Source organism: Sphingopyxis sp. Soil_C_28 (genome assembly GCF_057657055.1).
Genome location: NZ_JBDGJE010000001.1, coordinates 288,302 through 313,506, shown reverse-complemented (window position 1 = coordinate 313,506; position 25,205 = coordinate 288,302). Strand labels below are relative to the sequence as shown.

The 25,205-nt window shown below is 64.5% G+C and carries 27 protein-coding genes, 2 tRNA genes and 1 pseudogene; 9 read left to right on the top strand and 21 right to left on the bottom strand.

The features are described from left to right. Positions 1 to 13: 13 nt before the first annotated feature. Both AC3A43_RS01435 and AC3A43_RS01430 read right to left on the bottom strand, forming a co-directional pair. Positions 14 to 364 (bottom strand): annotated as a pseudogene (locus AC3A43_RS01435) (YciI family protein); the annotation flags it as partial. Between the two features lie 90 nt (positions 365 to 454). Then, on the bottom strand, positions 455 to 1,465 hold the full coding sequence (locus tag AC3A43_RS01430) for a GlxA family transcriptional regulator (protein WP_487790768.1): 1,011 nt from the start codon (positions 1,463 to 1,465) through the stop codon (positions 455 to 457). A gap of 128 nt (positions 1,466 to 1,593) precedes the next feature. Between AC3A43_RS01430 and AC3A43_RS01425 the strand changes: the two genes are divergently transcribed. From AC3A43_RS01425 to AC3A43_RS01415, 3 genes are all read left to right on the top strand, one after another. Then, positions 1,594 to 2,421, top strand: a complete 828-nt coding sequence (locus AC3A43_RS01425) for an alpha/beta fold hydrolase (RefSeq protein WP_487790767.1) — start codon at positions 1,594 to 1,596, stop codon at positions 2,419 to 2,421. Between the two features lie 56 nt (positions 2,422 to 2,477). After that, complete coding sequence (locus AC3A43_RS01420) at positions 2,478 to 2,969, top strand: hypothetical protein (protein WP_487790766.1); 492 nt, start codon at positions 2,478 to 2,480, stop codon at positions 2,967 to 2,969. 133 nt (positions 2,970 to 3,102) lie between these two features. Then, positions 3,103 to 4,074, top strand: a complete 972-nt coding sequence (locus AC3A43_RS01415; protein WP_487790765.1) for an NAD(P)H-dependent flavin oxidoreductase — start codon at positions 3,103 to 3,105, stop codon at positions 4,072 to 4,074. Between the two features lie 399 nt (positions 4,075 to 4,473). On the opposite strand, the gene AC3A43_RS01410 is transcribed toward AC3A43_RS01415, so the two are convergent. From AC3A43_RS01410 to AC3A43_RS01350, 13 genes are all read right to left on the bottom strand, one after another. After that, positions 4,474 to 5,028: an AHH domain-containing protein gene (locus tag AC3A43_RS01410; protein WP_487790764.1), complete on the bottom strand. Its 555-nt coding sequence runs from the start codon at positions 5,026 to 5,028 to the stop codon at positions 4,474 to 4,476. Beyond that, positions 4,950 to 5,795 (bottom strand): hypothetical protein, encoded by an 846-nt coding sequence (locus AC3A43_RS01405; protein ID WP_487790763.1) that lies wholly within the window; start codon positions 5,793 to 5,795, stop codon positions 4,950 to 4,952. Before AC3A43_RS01405 ends, AC3A43_RS01410 begins: the two co-directional genes overlap by 79 nt. A 103-nt stretch (positions 5,796 to 5,898) precedes the next feature. After that, positions 5,899 to 7,818 (bottom strand): potassium transporter Kup, encoded by a 1,920-nt coding sequence (locus tag AC3A43_RS01400; RefSeq protein ID WP_487790762.1) that lies wholly within the window; start codon positions 7,816 to 7,818, stop codon positions 5,899 to 5,901. Positions 7,819 to 7,862: 44 nt separating this feature from the next. Next, positions 7,863 to 8,519 carry a tetratricopeptide repeat protein gene (locus AC3A43_RS01395; RefSeq protein WP_487790761.1) on the bottom strand — a complete coding sequence of 219 codons (657 nt, stop codon included), beginning with the start codon at positions 8,517 to 8,519 and terminating at the stop codon, positions 7,863 to 7,865. Continuing rightward, the gene (locus AC3A43_RS01390) at positions 8,516 to 8,947 is read right to left on the bottom strand and encodes a cytochrome c-type biogenesis protein (protein ID WP_487790760.1); all 432 of its coding nucleotides are present in this window, start codon (positions 8,945 to 8,947) and stop codon (positions 8,516 to 8,518) included. The genes AC3A43_RS01395 and AC3A43_RS01390 overlap by 4 nt, the downstream gene beginning before the upstream one ends. After that, positions 8,944 to 9,474, bottom strand: coding sequence for a DsbE family thiol:disulfide interchange protein (locus AC3A43_RS01385; protein ID WP_487790759.1), 531 nt, complete (start codon positions 9,472 to 9,474; stop codon positions 8,944 to 8,946). The genes AC3A43_RS01390 and AC3A43_RS01385 overlap by 4 nt, the downstream gene beginning before the upstream one ends. Next, complete coding sequence (locus tag AC3A43_RS01380; protein ID WP_487790758.1) at positions 9,471 to 11,441, bottom strand: heme lyase CcmF/NrfE family subunit; 1,971 nt, start codon at positions 11,439 to 11,441, stop codon at positions 9,471 to 9,473. The genes AC3A43_RS01385 and AC3A43_RS01380 overlap by 4 nt, the downstream gene beginning before the upstream one ends. Next, entirely contained in the window at positions 11,438 to 11,875 is a 438-nt protein-coding gene (gene ccmE, locus AC3A43_RS01375; RefSeq protein WP_487790757.1) for a cytochrome c maturation protein CcmE, read from the bottom strand. Before ccmE ends, AC3A43_RS01380 begins: the two co-directional genes overlap by 4 nt. After that, the gene (locus AC3A43_RS01370) at positions 11,872 to 12,027 is read right to left on the bottom strand and encodes a hypothetical protein (RefSeq protein WP_487790756.1); all 156 of its coding nucleotides are present in this window, start codon (positions 12,025 to 12,027) and stop codon (positions 11,872 to 11,874) included. The genes ccmE and AC3A43_RS01370 overlap by 4 nt, the downstream gene beginning before the upstream one ends. A gap of 3 nt (positions 12,028 to 12,030) precedes the next feature. Next, the gene (gene ccmC, locus AC3A43_RS01365; RefSeq protein ID WP_487792002.1) at positions 12,031 to 12,765 is read right to left on the bottom strand and encodes a heme ABC transporter permease CcmC; all 735 of its coding nucleotides are present in this window, start codon (positions 12,763 to 12,765) and stop codon (positions 12,031 to 12,033) included. Positions 12,766 to 12,907: 142 nt separating this feature from the next. Beyond that, a complete protein-coding gene (locus AC3A43_RS01360) occupies positions 12,908 to 13,261 on the bottom strand; it encodes a YbaN family protein (protein ID WP_487790755.1) in 354 nt (117 codons plus the stop codon). Positions 13,262 to 13,311: 50 nt separating this feature from the next. Next, on the bottom strand, positions 13,312 to 14,361 hold the full coding sequence (locus AC3A43_RS01355) for a Glu/Leu/Phe/Val family dehydrogenase (protein WP_487790754.1): 1,050 nt from the start codon (positions 14,359 to 14,361) through the stop codon (positions 13,312 to 13,314). 98 nt (positions 14,362 to 14,459) lie between these two features. Next, positions 14,460 to 14,536: transfer RNA gene (locus AC3A43_RS01350), tRNA-His, on the bottom strand. A gap of 114 nt (positions 14,537 to 14,650) precedes the next feature. Between AC3A43_RS01350 and AC3A43_RS01345 the strand changes: the two genes are divergently transcribed. After that, a complete protein-coding gene (locus tag AC3A43_RS01345) occupies positions 14,651 to 15,331 on the top strand; it encodes a prolyl hydroxylase family protein (protein WP_487790753.1) in 681 nt (226 codons plus the stop codon). Positions 15,332 to 15,351: 20 nt separating this feature from the next. On the opposite strand, the gene AC3A43_RS01340 is transcribed toward AC3A43_RS01345, so the two are convergent. Then, entirely contained in the window at positions 15,352 to 16,098 is a 747-nt protein-coding gene (locus AC3A43_RS01340; RefSeq protein ID WP_487790752.1) for an SIMPL domain-containing protein, read from the bottom strand. A 134-nt stretch (positions 16,099 to 16,232) separates the two neighbouring features. Here AC3A43_RS01340 and AC3A43_RS01335 point away from each other — a divergent pair, with 134 nt between their 5' ends. Further along, positions 16,233 to 18,008, top strand: coding sequence for an ABC-F family ATP-binding cassette domain-containing protein (locus AC3A43_RS01335; protein ID WP_487790751.1), 1,776 nt, complete (start codon positions 16,233 to 16,235; stop codon positions 18,006 to 18,008). Between the two features lie 262 nt (positions 18,009 to 18,270). Here AC3A43_RS01335 and AC3A43_RS01330 read toward each other — a convergent pair whose 3' ends face one another. After that, a complete protein-coding gene (locus tag AC3A43_RS01330) occupies positions 18,271 to 18,753 on the bottom strand; it encodes a DUF6456 domain-containing protein (RefSeq protein ID WP_487790750.1) in 483 nt (160 codons plus the stop codon). Positions 18,754 to 18,841: 88 nt separating this feature from the next. Here AC3A43_RS01330 and AC3A43_RS01325 point away from each other — a divergent pair, with 88 nt between their 5' ends. After that, complete coding sequence (locus AC3A43_RS01325; RefSeq protein ID WP_487790749.1) at positions 18,842 to 19,402, top strand: helix-turn-helix domain-containing protein; 561 nt, start codon at positions 18,842 to 18,844, stop codon at positions 19,400 to 19,402. After that, on the top strand, positions 19,403 to 20,578 hold the full coding sequence (locus AC3A43_RS01320; RefSeq protein ID WP_487790748.1) for a glycosyltransferase: 1,176 nt from the start codon (positions 19,403 to 19,405) through the stop codon (positions 20,576 to 20,578). Positions 20,579 to 20,641: 63 nt separating this feature from the next. Here the strand turns inward: AC3A43_RS01320 and secF are convergent, their stop codons facing one another. Genes secF through yajC form a run of 3 tightly spaced genes read right to left on the bottom strand, consistent with a single transcriptional unit; the run spans position 20,642 to position 23,632 of the window. Beyond that, positions 20,642 to 21,622: a protein translocase subunit SecF gene (gene secF / locus AC3A43_RS01315; RefSeq protein ID WP_487790747.1), complete on the bottom strand. Its 981-nt coding sequence runs from the start codon at positions 21,620 to 21,622 to the stop codon at positions 20,642 to 20,644. 12 nt (positions 21,623 to 21,634) lie between these two features. Next, entirely contained in the window at positions 21,635 to 23,248 is a 1,614-nt protein-coding gene (gene secD, locus AC3A43_RS01310) for a protein translocase subunit SecD (RefSeq protein WP_487790746.1), read from the bottom strand. A 54-nt stretch (positions 23,249 to 23,302) separates the two neighbouring features. Next, positions 23,303 to 23,632, bottom strand: a complete 330-nt coding sequence (gene yajC, locus AC3A43_RS01305; RefSeq protein ID WP_487790745.1) for a preprotein translocase subunit YajC — start codon at positions 23,630 to 23,632, stop codon at positions 23,303 to 23,305. Between the two features lie 274 nt (positions 23,633 to 23,906). Between yajC and AC3A43_RS01300 the strand changes: the two genes are divergently transcribed. Further along, positions 23,907 to 23,983, top strand: a tRNA-Pro gene (locus tag AC3A43_RS01300). A gap of 48 nt (positions 23,984 to 24,031) precedes the next feature. Then, positions 24,032 to 24,775: a TSUP family transporter gene (locus AC3A43_RS01295; protein WP_487790744.1), complete on the top strand. Its 744-nt coding sequence runs from the start codon at positions 24,032 to 24,034 to the stop codon at positions 24,773 to 24,775. Positions 24,776 to 24,812: 37 nt separating this feature from the next. Here the strand turns inward: AC3A43_RS01295 and AC3A43_RS01290 are convergent, their stop codons facing one another. After that, positions 24,813 to 25,154 (bottom strand): EF-hand domain-containing protein, encoded by a 342-nt coding sequence (locus tag AC3A43_RS01290; RefSeq protein ID WP_487790743.1) that lies wholly within the window; start codon positions 25,152 to 25,154, stop codon positions 24,813 to 24,815. Positions 25,155 to 25,205 lie beyond the last annotated feature (51 nt).

The following is a 25,205-nucleotide window of genomic DNA, read 5'->3' as shown; positions in this document are numbered from 1 at the left end:
CGAAATCTTCCAATTCATAGAAAGGCCGGATTTCGAGATCGCTTGGCCCCGGCATCGGATTGGGACAGCGCTTTGCCCATGCGACTGCCTCGTCCATATCCTTGACCTCCCAGACCCAATAGCCCGCGACGAGTTCGCGCGTCTCGGCAAAGGGGCCATCGATCACCGTCCGGCTCGCGCCGTCGAACGCGATCCGCTTGCCGAACGACGAGGGCTTCAACCCGTCACCGTCGACCATCACCCCGGCGTTGACCAGCTCCTCGTTATATCTGCCCATCGCCTCGAACATCGCGGTCATGTCCTCGGTCGGCGGCAGGCCCTTTTCGCTGTCCTCGGTCGCTTTGACAAAGACCATTACACGCATCGTCCATCTCCTTTTTGATCGGGCCAACAGCGGCTCCTGCCAACACGACGAACGAGCCGCCACAAAATCGACACGAAACCCCAAAAAAAATCAGGCGACCTCGGCCAGCGACTGCGGGGTCGAAAAACGGTGCCGATATTCGTTCGGCGACAGGCCGATCAGGCGGTGGAACAATTTGCGGAACGCGGCGGCATCCTCATAGCCGACCGACCAGGCGATCTGGTCGACCGTACGCCGCGTGAATTCCAACAGCTCGCGCGCCTTGCCGACGCGCAGATGCTGTACATATTCGACCGGGGTCATGCCGGTGGCGGCCTTGAAGCGGCGCTGGAAGGTGCGCTCCTCCATCCCCGCCTCCGCCGCCATCTCGGGAACCGCGACCGGGCCCGCCCCGCGCGACTGCAGCCAGTGCTGAACCTTCAGCACCGCCTCGTCGCCATGCCTCAGTTTCGGCGCAAAGCTCGCATAATTCTTTTGCTCGCGCCCCGACGGATCGATGAGCAGAAAGCGTGCGGTCTCCATCATCACCGTCGGGCCCAGCAATCTTTCGACGATCCGCAACCCCAGATCCGTCCACGCCATCAATCCGCCAGCCGTCACGATATCGCCGTCGTCGATCACCATCCGGTCGGCCTCCAGCTGCACATCGGGAAAGCGGCTCCGAAACTCCTCGGCAAAGAACCAGTGCGTCGTCGCTGGCCGACCGCTGAGCAACCCTGTCGCCGCGAGCGCGAACGACCCGCCGCAATTCGACGCCAGCACCGTGCCCTGCGCATGGCGGTCGAGCAGCCAGCGCGCATAGGGCACCACCTCCTCGGCCTCGAGCAGCTTGTGCAGGCTCCCCGGCGCGATCAAGACCGCGGGCGAATTGCCGGCAGGCTCAGCTGGGTGGCTGTCGAAACAGCGCGCAAAGCCCCCTCCGTCCCGCAACCGCCAGTGGCTGACGCGGATCGGCGCCCGGCCATGATCGACCGCGAAGCGCCCCGCGATATGAAACAGGTCACTAATCCCGTGGACCATTCCGGTCTGGCAGTCGGGATAAAGCATCATCCCGACTTCGATCATCGCAGCGGGGGCGTCCGGCACCTTCAATCTGGGCATATCGCCTCCTTTGTCGGATTTGACCCGCATAATGTCGTATCCGCCAATCCCGCGCAAGGTCGGACTGGCCTATCTCCTGTCCATCGGGACGGACACCCCGCCCCTCTCGAAGCGAAAGGAACCACAACATGACCACGATCACCACCAAGGACGGCACCAACATCTTCTTCAAGGACTGGGGTCCGAAGGACGCTCAGCCAATCGTCTTCTCGCACGGCTGGCCGCTCAGCGCCGACGCCTGGGACGCGCAAATGGTCTTCTTCGCCCATCAGGGCTTCCGCACCATCGCCCACGACCGCCGCAGCCATGGCCGTTCGGACCAGGTCTGGGACAATAATAATATGGACCAATATGCCGACGATCTCGCCGAACTGATCGAACAGCTGGATCTCAAGGACGTGATCCTCGTCGGCCACTCGACCGGCGGCGGCGAAGTCACCCGCTATATCGGGCGTCACGGCACCGCCCGCGTCGCCAAGGTCGCGCTGATCGGCGCGGTTCCCCCGCTGATGCTTAAGACCGAAGCCAATCCCGGCGGCCTGCCGCTCGACGTCTTCGACGGCATCCGCAAGGGCACCTTCGAAAACCGGCCGCAGTTCTTCAAAGACCTGACCTTGCCCTTCTACGGCTATAACCGCGACGGCGCGGCGGTCAGCGAAGCGGTGCGCGACGAATTCGTGCGGCAAGGCATGAACGGCGGCCTCAAGGGCCTGCTCGACAGCATCCGCGCCTTTTCGGAAAGCGACTTCAACGAAGACCTCAAGAAGTTCGACAAGCCGACGCTGGTCCTCCACGGCGACGACGACCAGATCGTGCCGATCGGCGCCGCGGCGCTCTCGACCGTCAAGATCGTCAAGCAGGCGGTGCTCAAGGTCTATGAGGGCGGCAGCCATGGTCTGACCGTCACCGAGCAGGATCGGTTCAATGCCGATCTTCTCGACTTCATCAACAGCTGATAAGGAAGAGGCGCGGGCCCCCGACCGCGCCTCCTCACCTCTAAAGGAGACGTGCCATGATTCTCGGTCTGACCATCCCGCAATTCACCACGCTTCACGTGCTGATCAGCTTCGTCGGCATTATCGCCGGCCTCATCGCCCTCCCCGCTTTCGCCCGGGGGCGCATCCTGCCCCGCACGAACGTCATCTTCCTCTGGTTCACGTTGCTCACCAGCCTGACCGGTTTCCTCTTTCCGATCCTTGCCTTCACGCCGGCGCTCGGCACGGGGATCGTCTCGACCTTGGTGCTCGCGATCGCCTTCTGGGCCTGGTACGCCCGCAAGCTCACCGACCGCGCCGCGCCGATCTATGCCGTCACCGCAACGATGGCGCTCTGGCTCAACCTGTTCGTGCTGGTCGTCCAGTCCTTCCTGAAAGTCCCCGCGCTCAATGCGCTCGCCCCCAATGGCACCGAACCGCCGTTCGCCGCAGCGCAGGGCGTGCTGCTGATCGCGATGATCGGCCTCGGCTATCTGGCCTTCAAGGCCAGCCGACGCCCCGCGGCCTGACATCGCCAAAACGACGCAAGGGGCGCCCCGCACGGCGCCCCTTGCGTCGTCAGGTCGAGACTATCTCATACCGGCTTGCACGACCTTCCGTTTACGTTAAGGTTAGCTTCAAACTGTAACCGGAGAGTGATTCATGGCCCTTCCCCCGATTTTCGACCGCCTGCGTCTGCCCGTCATCGGCTCGCCGTTGTTCATCGTGTCGGGTCCGGAGCTTGTTATCGCGCAATGCAAGGCCGGCGTGGTCGGCAGCTTCCCCGCGCTCAACGCGCGCCCTCAGTCGCTGCTCGACGAATGGCTGCATCAGATCACCGAGGAACTCGCCGCGTGGGACCGCGCCAATCCCGATCGCCTGTCGGCGCCCTATGCGGTCAACCAGATCGTCCACAAATCAAACGATCGGTTGCTCGACGACATCGCGACCTGTGAAAAATGGAAGGTGCCGATCACCATCACCTCGCTCGGTGCGCGCGAAGAACTCAATCAAGCGGTGCACGGCTGGGGCGGCATCACGCTCCATGACGTCATCGACGACCGCTTCGCGCGCAAGGCGGTCGAAAAGGGTGCCGACGGTCTGATCCCCGTCGCCGCAGGCGCGGGCGGCCACGCCGGTCGCCAGTCGCCCTTCGCGCTCGTCCAGGAAATCCGCGAATGGTTCGACGGCCCCGTCGCGCTGTCGGGCGCAATCGGCCACGGCCGCTCGATCCTCGCCGCGCAGGCGTGCGGCGCCGACCTCGCCTATATCGGAAGCGCGTTCATCGCGACCGCCGAAGCCAACGCCGATGAGGGCTACAAGAACGGAATCGTCGAAGGTCGCGCCGCCGACATCGTCTATTCGAACCTCTTCACCGGCGTCCACGGCAACTACCTCCGCCAGTCGATCGTCGCGGCGGGGATGGACCCCGAAAACCTGCCCGAAGGCGACCTCAAGACGATGAACTTCGGCTCCGGCGGCAACACCAAGGTCAAGGCGTGGAAGGATATCTGGGGATCGGGTCAGGGCATCGGCCCAGTCACCGCGGTACGCCCCGTCGCCGAATATGTCGCCGAGCTCGAAGCGCAATATCTTGCGGCGCGCCGCGAACTCGAGGCGAAGGTTCGGCTATGAGCTATGCGGACTGTCTCCCCGCCGCTCAACTCAATGGCAAACGGCCCCGTCAGCCAAAGTAACGACGAAACCAACTCCGCTTTTTGGGAATGACTGGCGGCTGACCGGAAAGCCGCACCAGATAATTGCCCAAGATGGCCGCTTGCTGCTTGGTCATAAGAAACCGAAACAAATCGGGGTCGTGCTTCCTGGCCGCTTCCGAAGACTGTACGCTTTCGAGCCGGAGCATTATACGGTCACCCGCATCATGGTGTGTCCAGCCAACCAGTGCCCCAAAACTCTCCATCATCTCGCTCTGCCCCTCACGATTTTCGCGCGGCTGATGCAGGCAGCCCGCGATGACTAGTTACCAGACCTTAGGCGGAATGTCGTTAAACGGTCGAAAGTCCGCGTCGCACGCTACGGACCAAACAGTTTGTCGATAGCCGCATCGAGATAGGGGCGATCGACGAACAATCGCATGGGATCGCGCCGGTTGAGCCAGAAACCCGCGCCGTGCCGGTCAGTCAGCGCACGGCGCGTCGTATCCTGTAGTAGGCGCAGCCGCATCACCGCCGTGCGTCGCGCCAATCGCATGTCGGCTGGCGCCTGTACGGCGAAATGCGCCCTGATCCGTTCAACCCGCGCCGCAACGACATCGCTATAGCCATGGTGCGGTCCGCGATGCAGGGCATGACCCGACCGCAACGCCACAGGTTCGCACGCGGGCAGCATCAACCCGTTGCGTCCGAAATGCTGGAGTGCGAAATTCTCGATCTGTAACTGGTCGAACATCGCCGCCATTTGCGGGCGATGCAGCAGTGAGATCGGGATGAGATGATGGCGTTGAAACCCGGTTTGCGGCGGTGGCGCCCCCTGCCAACCCCGCGTCGGCGTCAATTGTCGCGGCCGAACTCGACGAGCACCCTCGATCGCTGGCCCCTTCCGCCCGTCATCGGCGACACATCGATCCATTCGCCCGCTTCCAGTCCGCGCATCGTCCGCGCGTGGCGAACCGGGCCGTTCAGCATCATGTCGAGCGCCAGCCGCGAAAGCCGCCGGACCATTTCGGCAACCGTCCAGCCACCGGGGATGCGCGCTTCCAGTTCCTGGCCGGCGAAGACCGCCAGCCCCCGCGTCCCGATGCTCGCGCCGTCGTCCGTCTCTTGACGCCGGAACGCGACAAGGTGGAGGACCGGGGGCATGCCGCTGGCCAGCATTTCGGCGATCGACGCCCGAAACTGTGGAGCGTCCGACCATAGGCGCGCGGGTGACCAGAAAATATGGCTGGCGTCGAACAGGTCGATCAACAGCACCATCATCTTGAAAAATTCGCGCATTCGCGTCGGCGTCTCGACCGGCGGCGCTTCCGCTCCATCGCGTTCGATATCGCGCTCCGGGATGAACACCCAGCACGCGCCTTGATCGCGCCATCGTCGGGGCAGACTGGCTGCGAGCAGGCTGGTCGATGGGTGCTCGGGGTCGGAAAGGTCCAGCGCCGCCGCAGCCGCGGGGCCCGTCAGAACGGACACGGCACCGAATGTCAGACGAAAGCAGGGCGTCCCGATCCGCGACACAACGTCAGAATCCGGCGCGCCGACCCGCTCGGGCCGCAGTCCCATATGGCGCAGCGAGGTTTCGAGGCTGTCGTCCGATCCGCCCTGCATCCCGGCCCCGACAATCAGGGCAAAGGGCTCGGGCGGAACCGGCAGGATCAATCTATCGCTATTGCCGACATCCATGGTGTTGCGCGGCCTTTTTTGGATCGCCCTTGCATCGCAAGACTGGCGCCGATGTTCAAACGCTTATTACCGCATGTCGGGAAGTTAACCCCCGCGCGCAAAATCAGATCGCGACCTGGCTTCCCAATTCGACGACACGATTGGTGGGCAGGCGAAAATATTCCATCGCGCTTTCCGAATTGCGCAGCATCCATGCAAACAGCTTTTCGCGCCAGATCGGCATGCCCGGCTTGCTCGCCGCGATCAGAGTCTGGCGCGACAGGAAAAAGCTGGTTTCCAGCATCTTAAACTCGCCGCCACAACTCGTCACGCGCTTCAGCGCATCGGGCACGTCGATGGGCTGCATGAACCCATAGTTGAGGATCAGCCGGTGAAAACCCTGCCCCAGATCTTCCAGCGCGCAATGATTTTCCTCGCGCACGAACGGCACGTCGGCGACTTTGATCGTCAGCAGGATGATCCGCTGATGCAGCACCTTGTTGTGCTTCAGGTTGTGGAGCAGCGCGTGCGGTACGCCGTCGCTGCTCGACGTCATGAACACGGCGGTGCCGGGGACGCGCGTCGCGCTGTTCGCCGCCGATTTGACGAACACCGGAATCGGCATCGCGCCTTCGGCCATTTCCTGCTGCATCAGCTTGCGTCCGCGCGACCAGGTGGTGAGCATCGTGAAGATGATCAGCCCGATCGCCAGCGGAACCCAGCCGCCGTCGGGCACCTTGATCAGATTGGCCCCGAAATAGGCGATATCGACGATGAAGAAGACCGCGAGCACCGGCAGCGCCTTCCACGCGGGCCACTTCCACAGCGTGAAGAGCACGACCGAAAGCAGACAGGTATCGATGAACATCGCCCCCGTCACCGCGATGCCATAGGCGGCGGCAAGATTGCTCGACGACCCAAAGAAGAGGACAAGGATGATAACCATGATCATCAGGAACCAGTTGACCACCGGAATATAGATCTGCCCTGCCGCCGACGCGCTGGTGTGCTCGACGCGCAGGCGCGGGATGAAGCCGAGCTGGATTGCCTGCTGGGTCAGCGAGAAGGCGCCCGAAATCACGGCCTGGCTGGCGATGATCGTCGCGAGGATCGCGAGGATGACGACGGGCACCTGCCACGCGTCGGGCATCATCTGGAAAAAGGGGTCGGCGATCAGGTCGGCGCGCGGTCCCATGTCCGCTTCGAGCACCATCGCCCCCTGCCCCATATAGTTGAGCATTAACGCGGGCAGCACAAAGGCGAGCCAGCTGATCCCGATCGGCCCGCGCCCGAAATGCCCCATGTCGGCATAAAGCGCCTCGGCGCCCGTCACCGCCAGCACCACCGCGCCGAGCGCGATAAAGGCGGTAAATCCGTCGACGTAAAAGAACCGCAGCGCGTTCACCGGGTTCAGCGTTTCGAGGATGATCCCCGGATGGTCGACGATATGGATCAGCCCCAGGATCGCCAGCATCACGAAATAGGCGAGCATGATCGGCCCGAACAGCGCCCCGACCTTGGCCGTGCCATACGCCTGGATCGCGAACAGCCCGATCAGGATCGCCAGCGCGATCGGCACGATATAGGGTTCGAACCCTTTGTTGACATAGCTCAGCCCCTCGGTCGCCGAAAGCACCGACATCGCCGGGGTGATCATGCTGTCGCCATAGAAGAGCGCGGTCGCGAACACCCCGAGCAGGATGATCGGCCACGTCCAGCGCTTCTCGCCCGACGAACGGCTGATCAGCGCCAGCAGCGCGAGGCTGCCTCCTTCGCCCTTGTTGTCGGCCTTCATGATCGTCATCACATATTTGAAGGTGACGACCAGCATCATCGACCAGAAGACGAGGCTGAGCACGCCATAGATATGCAACCGGTCGGGCTCGATCGGATGATGGCCGGCAAAGGTTTCGCGAAATGCGTAAAGCGGGCTGGTGCCGATGTCGCCGAACACGACGCCGACGGCCCCAACGGCAAGCTTCAGCTTGCCGTCGCTATGATGTCCCTGGCCATAATGGGCCGTCTGTTGCGACTCAACAGTCATCGCGGGCCTTTAGACGAGCAAAGGCGGTTGGAATAGCTTTCAAATCAAGACCCATCGGCCGGTGCCGAAGTCGGCGGCAATTGCGGTCCCAACGCCTGACGCAATTGCGCCAGCCGCATCTCGAGGTCGGGCCGCCACGGCGCGTCGGCCGGGCTGCGCGCCAGCAACTGGGTCCACACCGCCTCGGCGCCTTTCAGGTCGCCGCCCTGCGCGAGCGCCAGCCCGGCGAAGAAGGGCGGCGCCGGGTGCGACGGATCGCGCTTCGCCGCCTCGTCGAACGCCAGCGCGGCGGCGGGCGACATCACGCCGCCGCCGTGCGCCGCCAGCGCGTTGCCCAGCCCGACCCACAGGTCGACATTGTCGGGATATTTCTCCAACCCCTTTTCGAGCGTCTGTGCCGCGAGTTCGGTCTTGCCGGTGCGTGCAAAGCCATCCGACATACCAAGCCACTGCGACGCGGGGCCGAAACGGTCGGCCATCCCCTGCCTTTGGTCGGTCAGTGCCTCGCCGAAGCCCTCGGGCTCCACCGCCGCCGCGACCGGCTTGCCCGGCAGTGACGGATGGCCCTGCAACGCATAGCCCGCGAGCCCCAGCATCACCGCCGCCCCCGCCAGCGGCCGCGCCGCGGCGGGCAATTTGCCAAGCCAGAGGATGCCGCCGATCGTCAATGCCGCGGCGAGCAAGACCCAGAACCAGATCATGCCGCGTCCTCCGCATCACTCTCGCCGCGGCGAAACCGGCCGAACGCCAGCCATCCGCCAAGCGCGAGGAACAGCAAGGGCCCAAGCCAAAGAAAGGCCGTCGCCGCATCGAACGGCGGATCATAGCTAACCCAATTGCCATAGCGCGCCACCAGCCAGGTCTTGATCGCGGCGGAGCTCTCACCGGCAGCGATCTTGCTGCGCACCTCGTGCCGCATGTCGCCGGCAAGCGGCGCATCGCTGTCGGCGATCGACTGCCCCTGACAGACGAGGCAGCGCAATTCCTCCATCAAAGCCTTGGCGCGCGCTTCCTGCGCTGGATCCTTGAGCTGCTGATAGGCATAGGGCGCGGGCGGCAGGCGGTCCTGCGCCGCCAGCGGCAGCGCAAGCGCGCCGAGCAGGCAGAGAAGGACGACCCGCAAGCTCACTTCATCGCCTCGAGCTTGGCGACGATCTCGGGCACCTGATCGGCGAGGATCACCCCCTGAATCTGCTCGCGAATGATTCCCTTGCCATCGATCAGGAAGGTTTCGGGCACGCCCGACGACCCCAATGCGATCTGGACACTGCTCTGCATGTCCGACCCGATGCGGTCGAACGGATTGCCATATTCGCGCAGGAACATCGCGACATCGTCGGGCCGGTCGCGGATCGCGATGCCGTCGATCGGCACCCCTGCGGCTTTTAGCGCCTCCAACTGCGGCGCCTCGGCGCGGCACGGGATGCACCAGCTCGCAAACACATTGACCAGCCGCGGCCGGCCATCGGCAAGTTGGCTGCTTTTCAGGCCTTCGACGCCCGCGGTTGCGGGCGGCAGGTCGAACAGCGGCATCGGTTTATTGATCCATTGCGACTCGATCAGCTTTTCGCCCGGAACCGTCAGCCGATAGACAAAGGCGCCGAACAGCAGCCCCATGATCGCGAGTGGAACAAAAAGGACCCAATGCTTCTTCATGGCGCGAAACGTTCCTCGGACTTGCGCGCGCGCCGCGCGCGCCAGATGTTCAGCAACTGCGCACGGCCGAGCAGCGATAGCGAAGCGCCGACCGCGATCAACGCGCCGCCCAGCCAGATCCACCACACCAACGGCTTCCACCACAGCCGGATCTGGTAGCGGTCAGCCCTACCGTCGTCGCTCGTCACCGGCTGCCCCAGCACGGCATAAAGTTGCCCGCCCGGCCGCGTCAGGAGCGCCGCCTCGTTGGTCTCGGTCGGCGCGGTGCCCATCAGCCCCGGAAAAGTCCGCGCCTCGGGCCGCATCGTAAAGCTGGTTCCCGACGATGTCGTCGCAACCAGCGTGCCCTCGATCGCGGTATAATTCGGCCCCGCCACCGGTTTGACCCCGACGAACTTCACGTCGAAATCGCCGACCTTGACCACCTCGCCGGGTGCCGCCGCGACCAGCCGTTCCTTGATGAAGGCGCTCTCGGCGCCCATTCCGGCAAGACACACCGCGACGCCGAAATGCGCGATCACCATGCCCCATGTCGGCAGCGGCGTCCGGCGCAGGTTCCGACCCCACAGGGGCGCCAGACTCGCGACCGCGACGACACCCGCCACCGTCATGCCGAGCAGCGGCAGGATACCGACCTTGCCGCCGAACAGGATCAACGCGAACAGCACGGCCGCGCCGGCAAAGATCGCCAGAGGAAGCCGCGACCACAGCTTCTTGCCATCGTCCTTGCGCCAGCTGAGCAGCGGACCCGCGACCATGACAAGGCAAAGGATCAGCGCGAGCGGACCCGCGACCTTGTTATAGTAGGGCGGTCCCACCGAAATCTTCTCGCCCATCGCCTCGGCGACGATCGGGTAGAGCGTACCGAGCAGGACGAGCGCGAGGATCGTCGTCAGCAGCAGATTGTTGATGACCAGCGAGCCTTCGCGGCTCAGCAACGCGAACTTCTTGCCCTCAGCGACGCTCCCGGCGCGGAGCGCGAACAGCGTCAAAGCGCCGCCGATATAGATCGCCATCAGCGCAAGGAGGAAGGTGCCGCGCTCGGGATCGACCGCAAAGCTGTGAACGCTAGTCAGCAGTCCCGAGCGGACGATGAAGGTGCCGACCATCGACATCGAAAAACCGATCACGGCGAGCATCACCGTCCACGCGCGCAAGGCATTGCGGGTGGCCGTGACCGCAACCGAATGGAGCAAGGCGGCGCCCGCAAGCCACGGGATCAGCGAGACATTCTCGACCGGATCCCAGAACCACCAGCCGCCCCAGCCGAGCTCGTAATAAGCCCAATAGCTGCCCGCGGTGATACCCAGCGTCAGGAAAATCCAGCTGCCGAGCACCCACGGCCGCATCGCGCGGGCAAAGGCCGGGCCGATTTCGCGCGTGATCAGCGCGCCGACGGCGAAGCTGAACGCGACCGACAGCCCGACATAGCCGACGTAGAGCGTCGGCGGATGGAAGGCGAGACCGATATCCTGCAACAGCGGATTGAGCCCCTGTCCATCGGGCGGGGCCACGGGCAAGCGATTGAAAGGATTCGACGAAAACAACAGGAAAGCAAAGAAGCCCAAGCTCAGTGCCGCCTGCGCAGCCAGCGTCGCCACAAGCGTGTCTTCGCGCAGGCGCCGCTCGAAGATCGCGATCAGCCCGCCCGACAGCGACAGGATCATCAGCCAGAGCAGCATCGACCCCTCGTGATTGCCCCACGTCCCTGCAATTTTGAAGATCATCGGCTTCAGGCTGTTGCTGTTACGCGCGACCAGCTCGACCGACATGTCGGAGCGCACGAATAGGGTGATCAGCAAGCCGAACGCCGCCGCGGTGAGCACGCCTTGCGCGACGCTCGCCGGCCGGACAAGTGCCGCCAGATCCTTCGAACCGCCGCGCAGGAACAAAGTCCCGGCGACCAGCGACAGGCACGCGAGCGCCGCGGCGATCCATAGCAGGGCCAGACCGAGTTCGGCGATCATGTCGTTGTCGGCGCCTTCATATTCTTCGGCATATCGCCCATCTGCGGCGGCATATAGCGTTCGTCATGCTTGGCGAGGATGCGGTCGGCCACAAATGTGCCGTCGGCGCGCATCCGGCCGTCGGCGACCATGCCGCTCTCCTCACCGAACAGGTCGGGGACGATGCCCTTATATTCGACCGGGACCGATGCCTTGCCATCGGTCGCGACAAAGCGGATCGTCAGGCCGTCGGCTTGGCGCTTGATGCTGCCCTTGGCGACCATGCCGCCCAGCCGCATCGGCTCGTCGACAACCGCCTTGCCGTCCTTGATCTCGACCGGGGTCCGAAAATAGGCGGCCTCATCGCGCAGCGCGCTGGCCGCGAGTACACCCGCACCCGCAACGCCGCCGAGCGCGACCAGCGCCAGAATCAGCCGTTGATGCTTGGCCTTCACTTACGATCCTTTCGCAGCGCATCACTGCGTTTTTCGGCCTTTTCCATCGCGCGCCAGCTCGTCAACAGCACCGCCCCGGTCAGCACGACCGTCAGCCCATAGGCCGCGGCGACAAATGCCCATTGCCCGCCCCCGCTGATTACCCCCGTCACGCCTCAAATCCCCTCGTCGTCGGCCAGCCGCCGCAATCGGGCCGCAACGCGATTGTCGGCGATAATCCGCCGCATCCGCATCAGCACGATGGCGCCGAATAACAGCGAAAAACCCAATACGGTCAAGCCCAATGGCCACAGCAACGCACCGTCGATGCTCGAACCGCCCAAGGTGATGCTCGGCCCCTGATGCAGGCTGTTCCACCACACGACGCTGCGGTTGATGATCGGAATATTGATCGCGCCGACCAGCGCATAGATAGCCGCGCCGCGCGACAGCGAACCGCCCTGCCTTTGCCCCTCATCGCCATTGGTCAGCGCGATGAAGCCAGCATAGAGGAATAGCAGGACCAGCATCGAGGTCATCCGCCCGTCCCATTCCCACCAGGTTCCCCAGGTCGGGCGGCCCCAGATCGATCCGGTCGCGAGGCACAGCGCGCAAAACAGCATCCCCGGCACCGCGATCGCGCGTGCGGCGATGCCCGAAAGCGGATGCCGCCAGACCAGTTGCACCAATCCGGTGATCGCGAGCGCGGTCCAGCCGCCCATGCCGAGCCACGCCGACGGCACATGAACATAGAGAATGCGTGCGGTTTCGCCCTGCTTGTAATCGCCCGGGACCATCGCGAGCCCGGCCCAGCCGCCCGCGAGCACGAGCAACAGCCCGATACCGAGCAGCCAAGGCGTCAACGGCTTGGCAATCGCCAGAAAGCGAGTGGGATTGGCATAGGCGTGCATCGGTTTCGCGTCGTCCTTAGGCGAGCGGGCCAAGAGGGTCCAGCAATTTGCCCGGCGCGACCCGGCGGTTCTTCTCTTGCCGCCGCGCCTCGCAAGGTCAAGCCCCTGACCAGTATCTCCTCGTCACCCCAGACTTGATCCGTCAGCCTTCCGGCCGCGTCCATATCCAGCTTCCGGTCACCGCGGCGGCGGCCACCGGAGCCATCACCCACGGCCAGGGTGAAAGGACGGCGGCCAACACGATGCTGAATGCAAAAGCGGCCGTCGCGGCGACCTTGCCCTTGCGGCTGATCGCCCCTTTCTCGCGCCACGCAACGATATGATGCCCAAAATGCGGATGCGTCAGCAGCCAGTTTTCGAGCTGCGGCGACGAGCGGGCGAAGCAAAAGGCAGCGAGAATGACGAACGGCACCGTCGGCAGCAACGGCAGGAAGGCGCCGATCGCGCCAAGCCCCAACGACGCCCAGCCTGCGACCAGATAGAAATGCCGTTTCATCAAGGGCTGGCTTAGCGGAAATCAAATCCCGCGCCAGCCCTCGATGCGGATTAGCCGCGCCCGATCAGCTTCTGCGCCATCCGGTCGGCGACCGACGACGCGGGCGTGCCGCTCGCCTTGCTCTCGGCCCAGATTTCGGCAAGCCGCCCCGGGATCAGATGGATACGGCTCTCGACTTCCTCGCGGCTGCCCTGCCCCAGATATTCGAGCGCAACGTTGATGATCCCGCCCGCGTTGATCACATAATCGGGGGCATAGGTGATGCCGCGGTCATGGATGCGCTGGCCGTCGGCCGCGGTCGCGAGCTGGTTGTTCGCGCCGCCCGCGACGATCGGTACACGCAGCTTTTCGATGCTCGCCTCGGTCAGGATCGCGCCGAGTGCGTTGGGGCTCAGCACATCGGCCTCGATCTCCATGATCGCCGCCGAATCGGCCAGCTCTGCACCCAGTTCGTCGGCCAGTTGCTTCGCGCGTGCCAGATTGACGTCTGCAAGCGTGAGCTTCGCGCCCTCGGCCGCCAGCCGCCGCGCGACCCCGCCGCCAACGCTGCCGACGCCCTGGATCGCAATCCGCACACCCTTCGCGCTGTCAGTCTTCAGCCCTTCGCGAATCGCCGCCTTGATGCCGAGGTAGACGCCGAGCGCGGTCAGCGGACCGGGATCGCCGCCCGCTTCGCCGCTCGCCACCGGCAGTCCGCTGACATGCTTGGTGTGCTTCGAAATCTGGACCATGTCGGCGTCGGTGATGCCGACATCCTCGGCGGTCACGTAAGCGCCGCCCAGCGATTCGACCGCGCGGCCGAACGCCGCGAGCAGTTCGGGGGTCTTCGCGGCGCCTTCATCCGCGAGAATCACGCCCTTGCCGCCGCCCATCGGCAGACCCGCCATCGCATTTTTGTAGCTCATCCCGCGCGACAGGCGCAGCGCGTCGGTAATCGCCGCCGCGCGCTGCGGATAATGCCAGTAACGCACACCGCCCGCGCCGGGGCCGAGGTGGGTCGAGTGAACGGCGATAACCGCCGTCAGCCCGCTGGCGCGATCGCGGAACATATGGACATGTTCATGATCGTCGAAATCGGCGAAATCCCAGACAGCGGACATTGGCTCAATCCTCGCATTATAAAATTACACTACGGCGTAATAATGCAACGAGCGAAACGAGTCACCCCAAAAGCGTCTATGCGTGAAGATAGAGAAAATGGGGCGACCAACGGGGCTCGAACCCGCGACCTCCGGTACCACAAACCGGCGCTCTAACCAACTGAGCTATGGTCGCCACATAAGCGAAGAGCGGCGCACGAAGCGCCCTCGACAGCGCGCGGCGAATAGGCGCGCATCCCCCCGCTCGTCAAGCATTGTTCGCACGCGCTTCCCTGCTAAAAAGCGCGCTATGGCTGGGAACGAACATGTCGACATGACGACCTCGGGCGCCGACCGCACCGCGGAGCGGCTCACCGCCGTCCCCGGCATCCGCCGAGCGCCGACGCCGAAGCTGCAACAGTTCATGCTGCCCGGCTTCCTCGATGCCGAAACCTGCGCCGCACTGATGGCCCAGATCGACCGCGACGTGCGGCCCTCGACGATCGCCGACCCGAACGGCGACGACGCCTTTCGCACCAGCACGACCTGCGACCTCGACCATCGCGATCCGATCGTGATCGCGGTCAACAACCGCCTTCACGACCTCACCGGCATCCCGCGCGAATATGGCGAGCCGATGCAGGGCCAGCGTTACGACGTCGGACAGGAGTTCAAGGCGCACACCGATTATTTCGACCCGCACGGTGCCGATTGGGAAACCTATTGCGCGATACCGGGGCAACGCAGCTGGACGTTGATGATCTATCTCAACGAACCCGAAGCCGGCGGCGCGACGCGCTTCCTCGCAACGGGCAAGATGCATCAACCCGAGGCGGGCAAGCTACTCGCATGGAACAATGTCCATCTAGACGGCACCGCGAATCCGAACACGCTTCATCACGGGATGAAGGTGCGCAAGGGGCGCAAATATATCATCACGAAATGGTTTCGCGAACGCCCGTGGCCGTGGGCCGAGGGGGAGCTGGCCTAGAACCAGCTCCCGCCAGCGTCTTACTTCACCAGCCGATACTGGAAATTCAGCGTCAGCGTGTTGCCGACCTGACCCGGCTCGACCGGGGTTGCTTTCGCCGAACCGGCGTCCATCGCCATGCGGACCATCGGCATCGGCGGGTTCGGGCCGAAGCTGCCGCCTTCGCTGATCGAAACCAGCTCGACGCCCCGGAAGCCGGCAAGACGCGCATAATCCTGCGCCTTGGCTTCGGCCGCCTTGATCGCGGTGTCACGTGCGCCAACCAGCTGCGCGTCAGGGTCCTTCATGCCGAACGACGGTCCGTCGATATTGGTGCCACCGGCGGCAACCAAGGCGTCAAGCAGCGGACCGACATCGGCGATCTTCGAAGTCGTCGCGCGGACCGTATTCGACACCTGATAACCGAGGAAGCGCGGCGGCTGGCCGGGAGTCTGGTTACTATAGTCATATTGCGGCGACAGGTTGATGCCGCTCGTCTGGATATCCTCGGCCTTGATGCCGCGCGCCTTTACAGCGGCGATCAGCTTGTCCATCGCGGTCGCATTGGCGCGCATCGCCTCGACCGCGGTCGGTGCGGTCGTCGTCACGCCGGCGCCCACGGTCGCCTGGTCGGGACGCGAACGCACTTCCTCGCTGACCGAGAAGGACAGGATCGGACCCTGGGTCGTAGCTGCTGTCACCGTCGAACCTCCCTGCTGCGCAAGCGCGGGCGTTGCCGCCATCAGCGCCAGTCCGGTTGCCATAACGGCGAACAATTGCTTCGTCATTTCATTCTCCTGTGAACCGGGGTTCCGGCCGTTTCTGATCTCCGCCCCGTAACGCAGACGGAGCGAACCCGTTCCGGCCTTTGCGCGGACGGCGCTTGCATGATGCTGAACGCGCCGGTAGCGAGCCGTTCATCATGGCAGCACCGATTTTATCTTTTGAGGGCCTTGGCCTTGTGCAGGGCAGCGGCTGGCTGTTCCAGGATCTCGACATCTATGTCGGCGAACGTGACCGGCTGGCGCTGATTGGCCGCAACGGCGCGGGCAAGACGACCTTGCTCAAGCTGCTCGCCGGACAGATCGACGCCGACAAGGGCAAGCGTGTGATCGTCCCGGGCACGCATGTCGTGATGCTCGAACAGGAACCCGATTTCTCGTCATTCGCTACGCTGATGGATTTCGCGATCGCTGCACCCGATGCGCCAGAGGAATATGAGGTCGCCGCCATCGCCGACCAGCTCGGCATCGACATGTCGCGCACCGCTGCCAGCGCCTCGGGCGGCGAACGCCGCCGCGCCGCGCTCGCCCGCGCGCTCGCGCAGAACCCCGATGTGCTGCTGCTCGACGAACCGACCAACCATCTCGACCTCGCCGCGATCGACTGGCTTGAAAGCTGGCTCGCTCGCTACACCGGCGCCTTCGTCGCGATCAGCCACGACCGCACCTTTCTGACGCGCCTGACGCGCCAGACTTTATGGCTCGACCGCGGCAGCATCCGCCGCAAGGAAATCGGCTTCGGCGGTTTTGAGGAATGGAGCGACGCAATCGCCGCCGAGGAAGTGCGCGCCGCCCAGCGCCTCGATTCGAAACTGCGGCTCGAGGCGCATTGGCTCGAACGCGGCGTCACCGCGCGCCGCAAGCGCAATCAGGGCCGGCTTGAAAAGCTCAGGGAAATGCGCGCAACCCGCGCCGCGATGATCGGCGGCCCCGGCGTCGCGAAGCTCGGCCTCGCCAACGACGATGTGCGTTCGAAATCGGTGATCGTCGCCGAGGGCGTGTCGAAAAGCTTCGGCGACCGCATAATCATCAAGGATTTCGATTTCCGCGTCCAGCGCGGCGACCGCATCGGCATTGTGGGTGCGAACGGTGCGGGCAAGTCGACGTTGCTCAAGCTTCTGACAGGCGAGATCCAGCCTGACAAAGGCAAGATCATCCTTGCCCCGACGCTCGACGGCATCGTCATCGACCAGCAACGCAGCCTGATGTCGCCCGACAAAACCGTCCGCGACATCCTCGCCGACGGCGGCGACTGGGTCGAGGTGCGCGGCGTCAAAAAACATATCCAGGGCTATCTCAAGGAATTCCTGTTCGATCCCGGCGTCATGGAGGCCAGCGTCGGCGCATTATCGGGCGGCGAGCGCTCGCGCCTCCTCCTCGCACGCGAATTCGCCCGCGAATCGAACCTGCTCGTCCTCGACGAACCGACCAACGACCTCGACCTCGAAACGCTCGACCTGCTTCAGGAAGTGATTGCCGACTATGCCGGCACCGTCCTTCTCGTCAGCCACGACCGCGACTTTCTCGACCGCACCGTCACCGTCACGCTCGGCCTCGATGGATCGGGCAAGGTCGACATCGTCGCGGGCGGCTATGCCGACTGGGAGGCGAAACGGACCAAGCCGAATACGGTAAAGACCAAGGCCCCCGGTGCCGCCCCGCCCCCGCCGCCAACCGCACGCAAGAAGCTCAGCTACAAAGACCAGCGCGACTACGATCTCCTCCCTGTCCGGATCGAAGAGATCGAAGCCGAGATGACAAAGGCCGAGATCGAACTCTCCGACGGTAACCTGTTCGTTCGCGACAATGCCCGCTTTAATGCGCTGACCGCAAAACTCGATACATTGCGCGCAGAAAAGGCGGCCGCCGAGGATCGGTGGCTGGCGCTGGCGGAGGAAGTCGAGGGCTTGGCCTGACGCCGCTTCGTCATCTTGCTCCTGTCTTCTCTTTCAGCGATGCCATGACCGCTAACGACCAATTGCGGACATAGGATCCTCCCTGTGGCGAAGCCATGGGGAGGTGGCAGCGCGAAGCGCTGACGGAGGGGCGATGGAGCCGACGTTGCCGCCCCTCCACCATCCGCTTCGCGGACGGTCCCCCTCCCCATCGCTGCGCGACAGGGAGGATGAAAAGGTCCGCTTCCCACCCCAAAGCGGACGCCTGCTCCAGCGCCGCCCCTCACTCTGTCCCGTAAAAGCGCGCCAGCCGATCGAGCGCCAACCCCAGCACCAGCTTTCCCGACCGCGCGGGCCACCCCAACGCCTTCTCCGCACCCCCGATCCCTTCGCCGCCGCAGATCACGCGCCAGCAAATATCGGCCAGCCCCGGCCCCACGGCCTCGAGCGCGGCATGAAACCGCCGATGCGCATCGATCCGCGCCAGCGACGCATCGGACGCCCGCGCACCGCCGCGGCTTTTTCCCGGTGGCGCGGCATCCCAGCACATCGTCACCCGCGCCGACAGTCCGGCCCGCTCATAATCTTCGCGCAGCTTTTCACCTGCACCCAACTGCATCGCCGTCAGCATTCCGCGCGATGCCAGCCAGGCGATCGGGCTTTCGCCGACGTTGACCGTGACATGCCGCATCACCTGCGGCCCCGCCTTGCCTGGATCGATGCGGTCGTCGGGGTGGAGGCGGGTTTCGAGGCGGCGTGCGGTCATGCGATTCTCCTTGGCTTGCACGCCGCACTTGACACTGGAATATTTTGTAGGAAAGAAGAAACCGATTTGGTTATTTGAAGGTTTGGCAATGATCAACAGCATCCGCTCCGTCCGCCGCGCCAAGGGCCTGACGCTCGAAGAAGTCGGCCAACGCTGCGTCCCGCCGACCACCGCGCAAACGATCGGCCGCCTCGAAACAGGGACACGCACCCTCTCGCTCGGCTGGATGAACCGCATCGCCGCCGCGCTCGGCGTCGACGCCGCCGAGCTTGTGCAGCTCCCGCAGGATACTCAGCTCACGATCACCGCGCACCTCGGCGCCGAAGGTGCGCTCGCGCCCACGCGGGTCGAGCAAGCCCTCACCGCGCGTCCCGGCGAGGACATGGTCGCAATACGGGTCACCTCGTCGATCGGCGACTATCGCGCCGGCGACGAAATCTGGTGCCGCCGGATCGAGGGCGACTGGACCAGCGCGCTCAACCGCGACCTGCTTGTCCCGCGCCCCGCCGGCCGTTTCTTCTTTGCGCGCCTGCTCAACGTCGATGGCGAAAAGCTCCACCTGCTGCCGCTCGGCACCGGCCAGCGCCAGCAGGTCGTCAGCAACCCGCCATGGGCAGCCGTCGCCGTCCGCCTGCTCCGCACGCTCTGAGTGTCCGTCGCAACACCCTTGCGCGTCCTGTCGATCGCCACCCTCTTCCCCGACGCCGCGCGGCCCAACTTCGGCCTGTTCGTCGAGAAAAGCCTGCGCGCGCTCGCCGCTCAGCCCGGGATCGAGCTCACTGTCGTCGCACCCGTCGGGCTGCCACCGTTCCCGTTCTCGCTTCACACACGCTATCGTGCGCTCCGCGACCTGCCGCAAAGCGAACAATGGAACGGCCTGACCGTCCTCCGCCCGCGCTTTACGCTGATTCCGCGCTACGGCGCCCGCTTCAACCCGATGCAAGTTGGCCGCGCGGTTCTCACGGCCGTGCGCAGGCAGAAATTCGACGTGATCGATGCGCAATTCTTCTACCCCGATGGCCCCGCCGCGATGCGCGTCGCGGCAACGCTCGGCCTGCCCTTCTCGGCCAAGGCGCGCGGCGCCGATATCAGCCACTTCGGCCATGACCCGGCGACACGCTCGCAGGTGATCGAGGCGGCCGAGAAGTCCACCGGCCTGCTCGCTGTCTCCGAAGCGATGCGCGACGACATGGCCGCAATCGGCATCGATCCGGCCAAGATCGCCGTGCACTATACCGGCATCGACACCGCGCGCTTCCATCCCGGCGACCGTGCGGCAGCACGCGCTGCGCTTGGCATGGACGGCGCGCCCGCGCTCCTCACCGTCGGCGCGCTTATCCCGCGCAAGGGGCAGGCGCTCGTGATCGAAGCCCTGCCGGCGCTACCCGGCGTCGACTATTGGCTCGCCGGCGCGGGCGGAGAGGAAGGCCGCTACCGCGCGCTCGCGCGGAAACTCGGCGTCGAAACGCGTGTTCGTTTCATGGGTCCCGTCGCAAACGCCGACCTCCCCCAGCTCTATCGGGCGGCCGATGCGGTCGTCATGCCCTCGGCCAGCGAAGGCCTGGCCAATGCGTGGGTCGAAGCGCTGGCCTGCGGCACACCCATTGTCATCAGCGATGCGGGCGGTGCCGCCGAACTGGTAACCGCGCCGGTCGCAGGACGGATCGCCGAGCGCACAACCGATGCGATTGCGGCGGCGGTGCGGACCATCCTCGCAAACCCGCCCTCACCCTCGGACGTAGCGGCCAGCCTTGGTGGCCGGTTCGACTGGGATCGCAACGGCCGCGAACTCGCCCACCATCTTCGCCGCTGCGCGGGCCGCTAGATACGGCAACGCCGGCCCACCTCGAAAGGGGACCGGCGCAGATTTTACCGAGATGGAGCGGCCTCAGACGACCGCGCCGTCATCCTTGCGCTCGACGCGCTCGCCGCCGTCCATTCCCGAGGTGGTGCGCGGCACGAAACTGTGCGGGCCGACCTTCAGCCACACCAGCACCGGGGTCGACATCAGCACCGAGGAATAGCCGCCGATAAACACGCCGAACAGCATCGCCGCGGTAAAGCCGAAAATCACGTCCGGGCCAAAGAGCAGCAACATGCCGAGCGCCAATACCATGGCGACCGTCGTCATGACGGTACGCGAGAGCGTTTCGTTGATGCTGAGATTGAGGAGCGGAACGATCTCCATCTTGCGGTATTTTTTCAGATTTTCGCGAATGCGGTCGTACACGACGATCGTGTCGTTGAGCGAATAGCCAACGATCGTCAGCAGCGCCGCGACGCTGTTCAGGTCGAACTGCATCTGCGTCACCGCGAACAGGCCGAACGTCAGCGACACTTCGTGAAACAGGCGGCCCAGCGCACCGACACCGAACTGCCACTCGAAACGTATCCAGATGTAGATCGAAATGCCGAGGATCGCGAGGCCCAGGCTGATCGCGCCGGTTCGTATCAATTCGCCCGACACCTTGCCCGACACCGTTTCGACCGAACCGGTCTTCGCGGTCGGGAAGGCTTTTTGAATGCCCGCCACCAGCTGCTGCCCCGCGCGCTCGGCGGCGGACTTGTCGCCATCGGGAAGCGCGGTGCGGATCGAGACCGCCTTGTCCGATCCGAACTGCTGGATCGTCGCTTCGCCAAGGCCGATGTCGCCGACCTTCTCACGAATTTCGTCGATCGGCGGCATCGCCTGGGTGAATTCGACGCGGACCGACTGGCCGCCGACGAAGTCGACACCCAAGTTCAGGCCCTTCACCGCGACCAGCGCGATCGACACCGCCACGAGGAAAAAGCTCATGAAGGAGGCGACTTTCCGCCAGCGCAGGAAGTCGATATTGGTGTCGTCAGGAACGAGTTTCAGCAAGCGCATCGTTTCGCTCCTTTAAATGTTGATCGACGTCGGACGCGCCGTGCGCAGCCAATGGGCGACGAACATGCGGGTGACAGTGACGGCGGTAAAGACGCTGGTGATGATGCCGATGGTCAAGACCACCGCGAAGCCCTTGATCGGGCCCGAGCCGAACCAGAACATCAATGCGGCGGCGATGACGTTGGTAACGTTCGCGTCGAAAATCGCCCGGCTTGCTTCGGAATAACCCAGTTCGACAGCCTGGAATATCTTTCGCCCGCGCTTCAACTCTTCGCGTATGCGTTCGTTGATCAGCACATTGGCATCGACCGCAGCACCGATGGTCAATACGAAGCCTGCGATCCCCGGCAGAGTCAGCGTCGCGTTGAACGCCGCCATCGTCGCGATAATCAGGAAGACGTTGAAAGCGAGCGCGATACAGGCATAGACGCCGAAGCGGCCATAGACGACGAGCATCAGCACCAGCACCGACACGGTCGCGATGATGCCGGCGATCGCGCCCTTGCGGATCGAGTCGGCACCCAGCTCCGGGGTCACCGTACGCTCTTCGACAACGGTCATCTTCACCGGCAGCGCGCCCGAGCGCAGCGAAATCGCCAGCGCATTGGCGCTTGCAACGCTGAAGCTCCCCGAAATCTGCGCACTGCCGCCCAGGATCGGCTCGTTGATCGACGGCGCCGACAGCACTTTTCCGTCGAGCACCATCGCGAAACGTTTGCCAACGCTCTGCGCCGTGACCTTGGCAAAGGTGCTTGAACCGCCCGAATCGAAGCGGATGGAAACGACCGGCTGGTTGTTCTGCGGGTCATAGCTTTGCTTGGCATCGATCAGCTGTTCGCCGCTGATCATCACCTGACGGCGCAGCACCTCGAACGCAGCACCGCTGCCCTCACCCTCGGCGTAAGGCACGATTTCGCTGCCCACGGGAACGCGGCCGGCGGCCGCTTCTGCCGGGTCGGCGTTGGCATCGACCATGCGGAATTCAAGCCGCGCGGTCTTCCCGATGAGTTCTTTGAGCGCCGCTGGGTCCTGCAGGCCGGGCACCTGAACGACTACACGATCGGTGCCTTGACGGATGATCGTCGGTTCGCGCGTCCCAAGCGCATTGACTCGTTTGTCGATGATGTCGCGCGCGGTATCCATGGCGTTCGCCACCGCCTGCGCCTGACCGGCGCTGGTCGGCGTCATCACGATCCGCTGCGAATCGATGACGTTGATGCTCCAGTCGCGCTGCCCCGTCAGTCCGGCGCCCTGCGTCTCGCTAAAAAGCCGCTCGCGCGCGGCGTCGAGCTTCGTCTGATCGCGAACGAGGAAGCTGATCTTGCCGCCCGCCGTCGAAAGCTCGCCGATCGCGATATCGTCGTCGGGCCCACTCTGCCCACGCATCGCCGTCCGCACGGTCTTTTCCATATTGCCCAGTTGCGTCTTGCGAAGATCGACGATGTCGGCCTCGAGCAGCAGATGGCTGCCGCCGGCAAGATCGAGGCCCAGATTGACCTTCGCCTGCAGGAAGGATGGCAGGCTATCCACCGTCTTTTCCGGCAGAAAGCTGGGGATGGAGAAGATGATACCGAGCAGCAGAATGATGCTGATGCTGATGGTCTTCCAGCGCGGGAAATCGAGCATGGTCTAAGGTCCGATAGCAAGAGCGGGACCGCGACGCGCGCGGACCCCGCCGCGTCAGTCGTTGGCGGGCTTGCCACCGGGCTGCAGAACGTCGGCGAGCGTCGCCTTGACGACCTTGATCTTGACGCCCGGCGAAATTTCGACGTCGGCGTAATCGTCATCGACGCGCGTGACTTTGCCGACGATGCCGCCGCCGGTCACGACCTGATCGCGCGGCTTCACCGCGGCGATCTTGGCGCGCTGTTCCTTGGCGCGCATCTGCTGCGGGCGGATCAGGAAGAACCAGAACACCGCGAAGATCAGCAGATAGGGAACCAGCATCAGGAAACCGGCAGCCCCGCCGCCCGATCCGGCCGCCTGGGTCAGAAGCAATTGCGTCGACATGAGTGAAAAACTTTCCGTTCGGTGGCAGCGCCAATTCCCCTTGCGGAACCGGCGCGCGAATATGGCGCGGCGCCTATCACGCAGGGAACCGGCGCGCAACCGGTCGTGCGCGCGCCTCCCCGCGCCCCAGGCCAGGAACCTGGGCAAGCGCCGCCGAAATGGGAATGATGCCCGCCATATCAAGCCCGCGACATCTTTGCTGCATAACGGGCCATCCCCGCTTGCATCCCCCGCCAACCCGCGCTAGGGGCCTCGCCTGCCCAACAGGGCCGGTCGGGACGTAGCGCAGCCTGGTAGCGCATCACACTGGGGGTGTGGGGGTCGGAGGTTCGAATCCTCTCGTCCCGACCAATTTTAACGCCGATAAGCGGCGCAGCCGTTACCCAAAGGCAAGGACCGATGCAGGCAAGCGTGCTGATCGTGATCGCCGCCTTCCTCACATCTATAGTGTCTGGCGTTTTCGGGATGGCCGGCGGCATCATCTTCATGGGCGTGCTGACCTGGCTGCTGCCTGCCGCGTTCGCGCTGGCGCTCCACGGTGTCATCCAGTTCGCTTCGAACATGTGGCGCTTCCTGATCCATCGGCGACACGTCGCCTGGTCAGTCCTCCTCTGGTTCGGGCTCGGATCGGCTGCCTCGCTCGGCTTTTTCTCGTTGGTGTTCTTCGCGCCAACCAAATTCCTTGTTTTCCTGGGTTTGGGCCTGACGCCGATCCTCGTCTGGCTGCCCGAAAGATGGCTGCGGCTCGACGCGAGCAATCGCTGGCACGCGATCGGCGGAGGCTTCGTCTCGAACGGCCTGTCGCTCGTATCGGGGGTGTCGGGCCCGGTGACCGATCTCCTGTTCGTGAACACCGCGCTCAATCGCCATCAGGTCGTCGCGACCAAGGCGGTGATGCAGGCGATGGGCCACGCCTCGAAGATCCTCGTCTATGGCGGCCTGCTGCTGGGCGCCTCGGCGCGCGAGGCGATCGCACTGCCTGCGACCCTCATCGCGGTTGCGGCGTCGATGGCGGGTATCACCGTTGGCGGCTATATTCTCGACCGGATCAGCGACGCGCAGTTTCGCAGGAGCCGTCGCTGGATCGTGACCGTCGTTGGCGCCGCCTTTCTGTTTCAGGCAGTCCGGATCGCGCTGGCCTGAGCGCGGCGGGGCGAGCCAAAACCGCCCCGCACGCCGGTTAGTTCGCGTCCTGCGGTGCGTCCTCTGGCGCTTCAGGCGACGGCGGCGCAGCGCGGGCATTGCGCATCGCTTCCAATTCGGACTTTTCGATCGCGCCGTTGCCGCTCGAATCAACATGCTTGATGAAGGCGTCGACCTTTTCGGGTGAGGCCATGGTCGGATCGCCCTGCCGCTGCGCCCGCATTTCGGCCATTTTGGTGATCTCGGCCTTGTCAAGCTTGCCGTCGCCATTGCTGTCCAGCATCGCGAAGATGCGACCGCCATCCTGCGGCGGCTGCGCGGCTGCGATGCCCGGCACAGCGAGGCCGATCGAAGCGGCAATCATCGTCAATTTCTTCATTCCATGTCCTTTGGTCATATCGGCAAACGCGCCGGGACGCCCCGGCGCGGA

What these genes read in the sequence shown, in the direction of transcription:
- AC3A43_RS01410 (WP_487790764.1), bottom strand. Translation starts at nt 5,028, where the DNA reads ATGGATCGATGTGTCGCCGATGACGGGCGGAAGGGGCCAGCGATCGAG.
- AC3A43_RS01385 (WP_487790759.1), bottom strand. Translation starts at nt 9,474, where the DNA reads ATGAAGAAGCATTGGGTCCTTTTTGTTCCACTCGCGATCATGGGGCTG.
- AC3A43_RS01395 (WP_487790761.1), bottom strand. Translation starts at nt 8,519, where the DNA reads ATGATCTGGTTCTGGGTCTTGCTCGCCGCGGCATTGACGATCGGCGGC.
- AC3A43_RS01360 (WP_487790755.1), bottom strand. Translation starts at nt 13,261, where the DNA reads ATGAAACGGCATTTCTATCTGGTCGCAGGCTGGGCGTCGTTGGGGCTT.
- AC3A43_RS01420 (WP_487790766.1), top strand. Translation starts at nt 2,478, where the DNA reads ATGATTCTCGGTCTGACCATCCCGCAATTCACCACGCTTCACGTGCTG.
- AC3A43_RS01340 (WP_487790752.1), bottom strand. Translation starts at nt 16,098, where the DNA reads ATGACGAAGCAATTGTTCGCCGTTATGGCAACCGGACTGGCGCTGATG.
- AC3A43_RS01345 (WP_487790753.1), top strand. Translation starts at nt 14,651, where the DNA reads ATGGCTGGGAACGAACATGTCGACATGACGACCTCGGGCGCCGACCGC.
- AC3A43_RS01355 (WP_487790754.1), bottom strand. Translation starts at nt 14,361, where the DNA reads ATGTCCGCTGTCTGGGATTTCGCCGATTTCGACGATCATGAACATGTC.
- AC3A43_RS01430 (WP_487790768.1), bottom strand. Translation starts at nt 1,465, where the DNA reads ATGCCCAGATTGAAGGTGCCGGACGCCCCCGCTGCGATGATCGAAGTC.
- yajC (WP_487790745.1), bottom strand. Translation starts at nt 23,632, where the DNA reads ATGTCGACGCAATTGCTTCTGACCCAGGCGGCCGGATCGGGCGGCGGG.
- AC3A43_RS01425 (WP_487790767.1), top strand. Translation starts at nt 1,594, where the DNA reads ATGACCACGATCACCACCAAGGACGGCACCAACATCTTCTTCAAGGAC.
- AC3A43_RS01290 (WP_487790743.1), bottom strand. Translation starts at nt 25,154, where the DNA reads ATGAAGAAATTGACGATGATTGCCGCTTCGATCGGCCTCGCTGTGCCG.
- secD (WP_487790746.1), bottom strand. Translation starts at nt 23,248, where the DNA reads ATGCTCGATTTCCCGCGCTGGAAGACCATCAGCATCAGCATCATTCTG.
- AC3A43_RS01325 (WP_487790749.1), top strand. Translation starts at nt 18,842, where the DNA reads ATGATCAACAGCATCCGCTCCGTCCGCCGCGCCAAGGGCCTGACGCTC.
- AC3A43_RS01405 (WP_487790763.1), bottom strand. Translation starts at nt 5,795, where the DNA reads ATGGATGTCGGCAATAGCGATAGATTGATCCTGCCGGTTCCGCCCGAG.
- AC3A43_RS01400 (WP_487790762.1), bottom strand. Translation starts at nt 7,818, where the DNA reads ATGACTGTTGAGTCGCAACAGACGGCCCATTATGGCCAGGGACATCAT.
- AC3A43_RS01380 (WP_487790758.1), bottom strand. Translation starts at nt 11,441, where the DNA reads ATGATCGCCGAACTCGGTCTGGCCCTGCTATGGATCGCCGCGGCGCTC.
- AC3A43_RS01295 (WP_487790744.1), top strand. Translation starts at nt 24,032, where the DNA reads ATGCAGGCAAGCGTGCTGATCGTGATCGCCGCCTTCCTCACATCTATA.
- AC3A43_RS01415 (WP_487790765.1), top strand. Translation starts at nt 3,103, where the DNA reads ATGGCCCTTCCCCCGATTTTCGACCGCCTGCGTCTGCCCGTCATCGGC.
- AC3A43_RS01330 (WP_487790750.1), bottom strand. Translation starts at nt 18,753, where the DNA reads ATGACCGCACGCCGCCTCGAAACCCGCCTCCACCCCGACGACCGCATC.
- ccmC (WP_487792002.1), bottom strand. Translation starts at nt 12,765, where the DNA reads ATGCACGCCTATGCCAATCCCACTCGCTTTCTGGCGATTGCCAAGCCG.
- AC3A43_RS01335 (WP_487790751.1), top strand. Translation starts at nt 16,233, where the DNA reads ATGGCAGCACCGATTTTATCTTTTGAGGGCCTTGGCCTTGTGCAGGGC.
- secF (WP_487790747.1), bottom strand. Translation starts at nt 21,622, where the DNA reads ATGCGCTTGCTGAAACTCGTTCCTGACGACACCAATATCGACTTCCTG.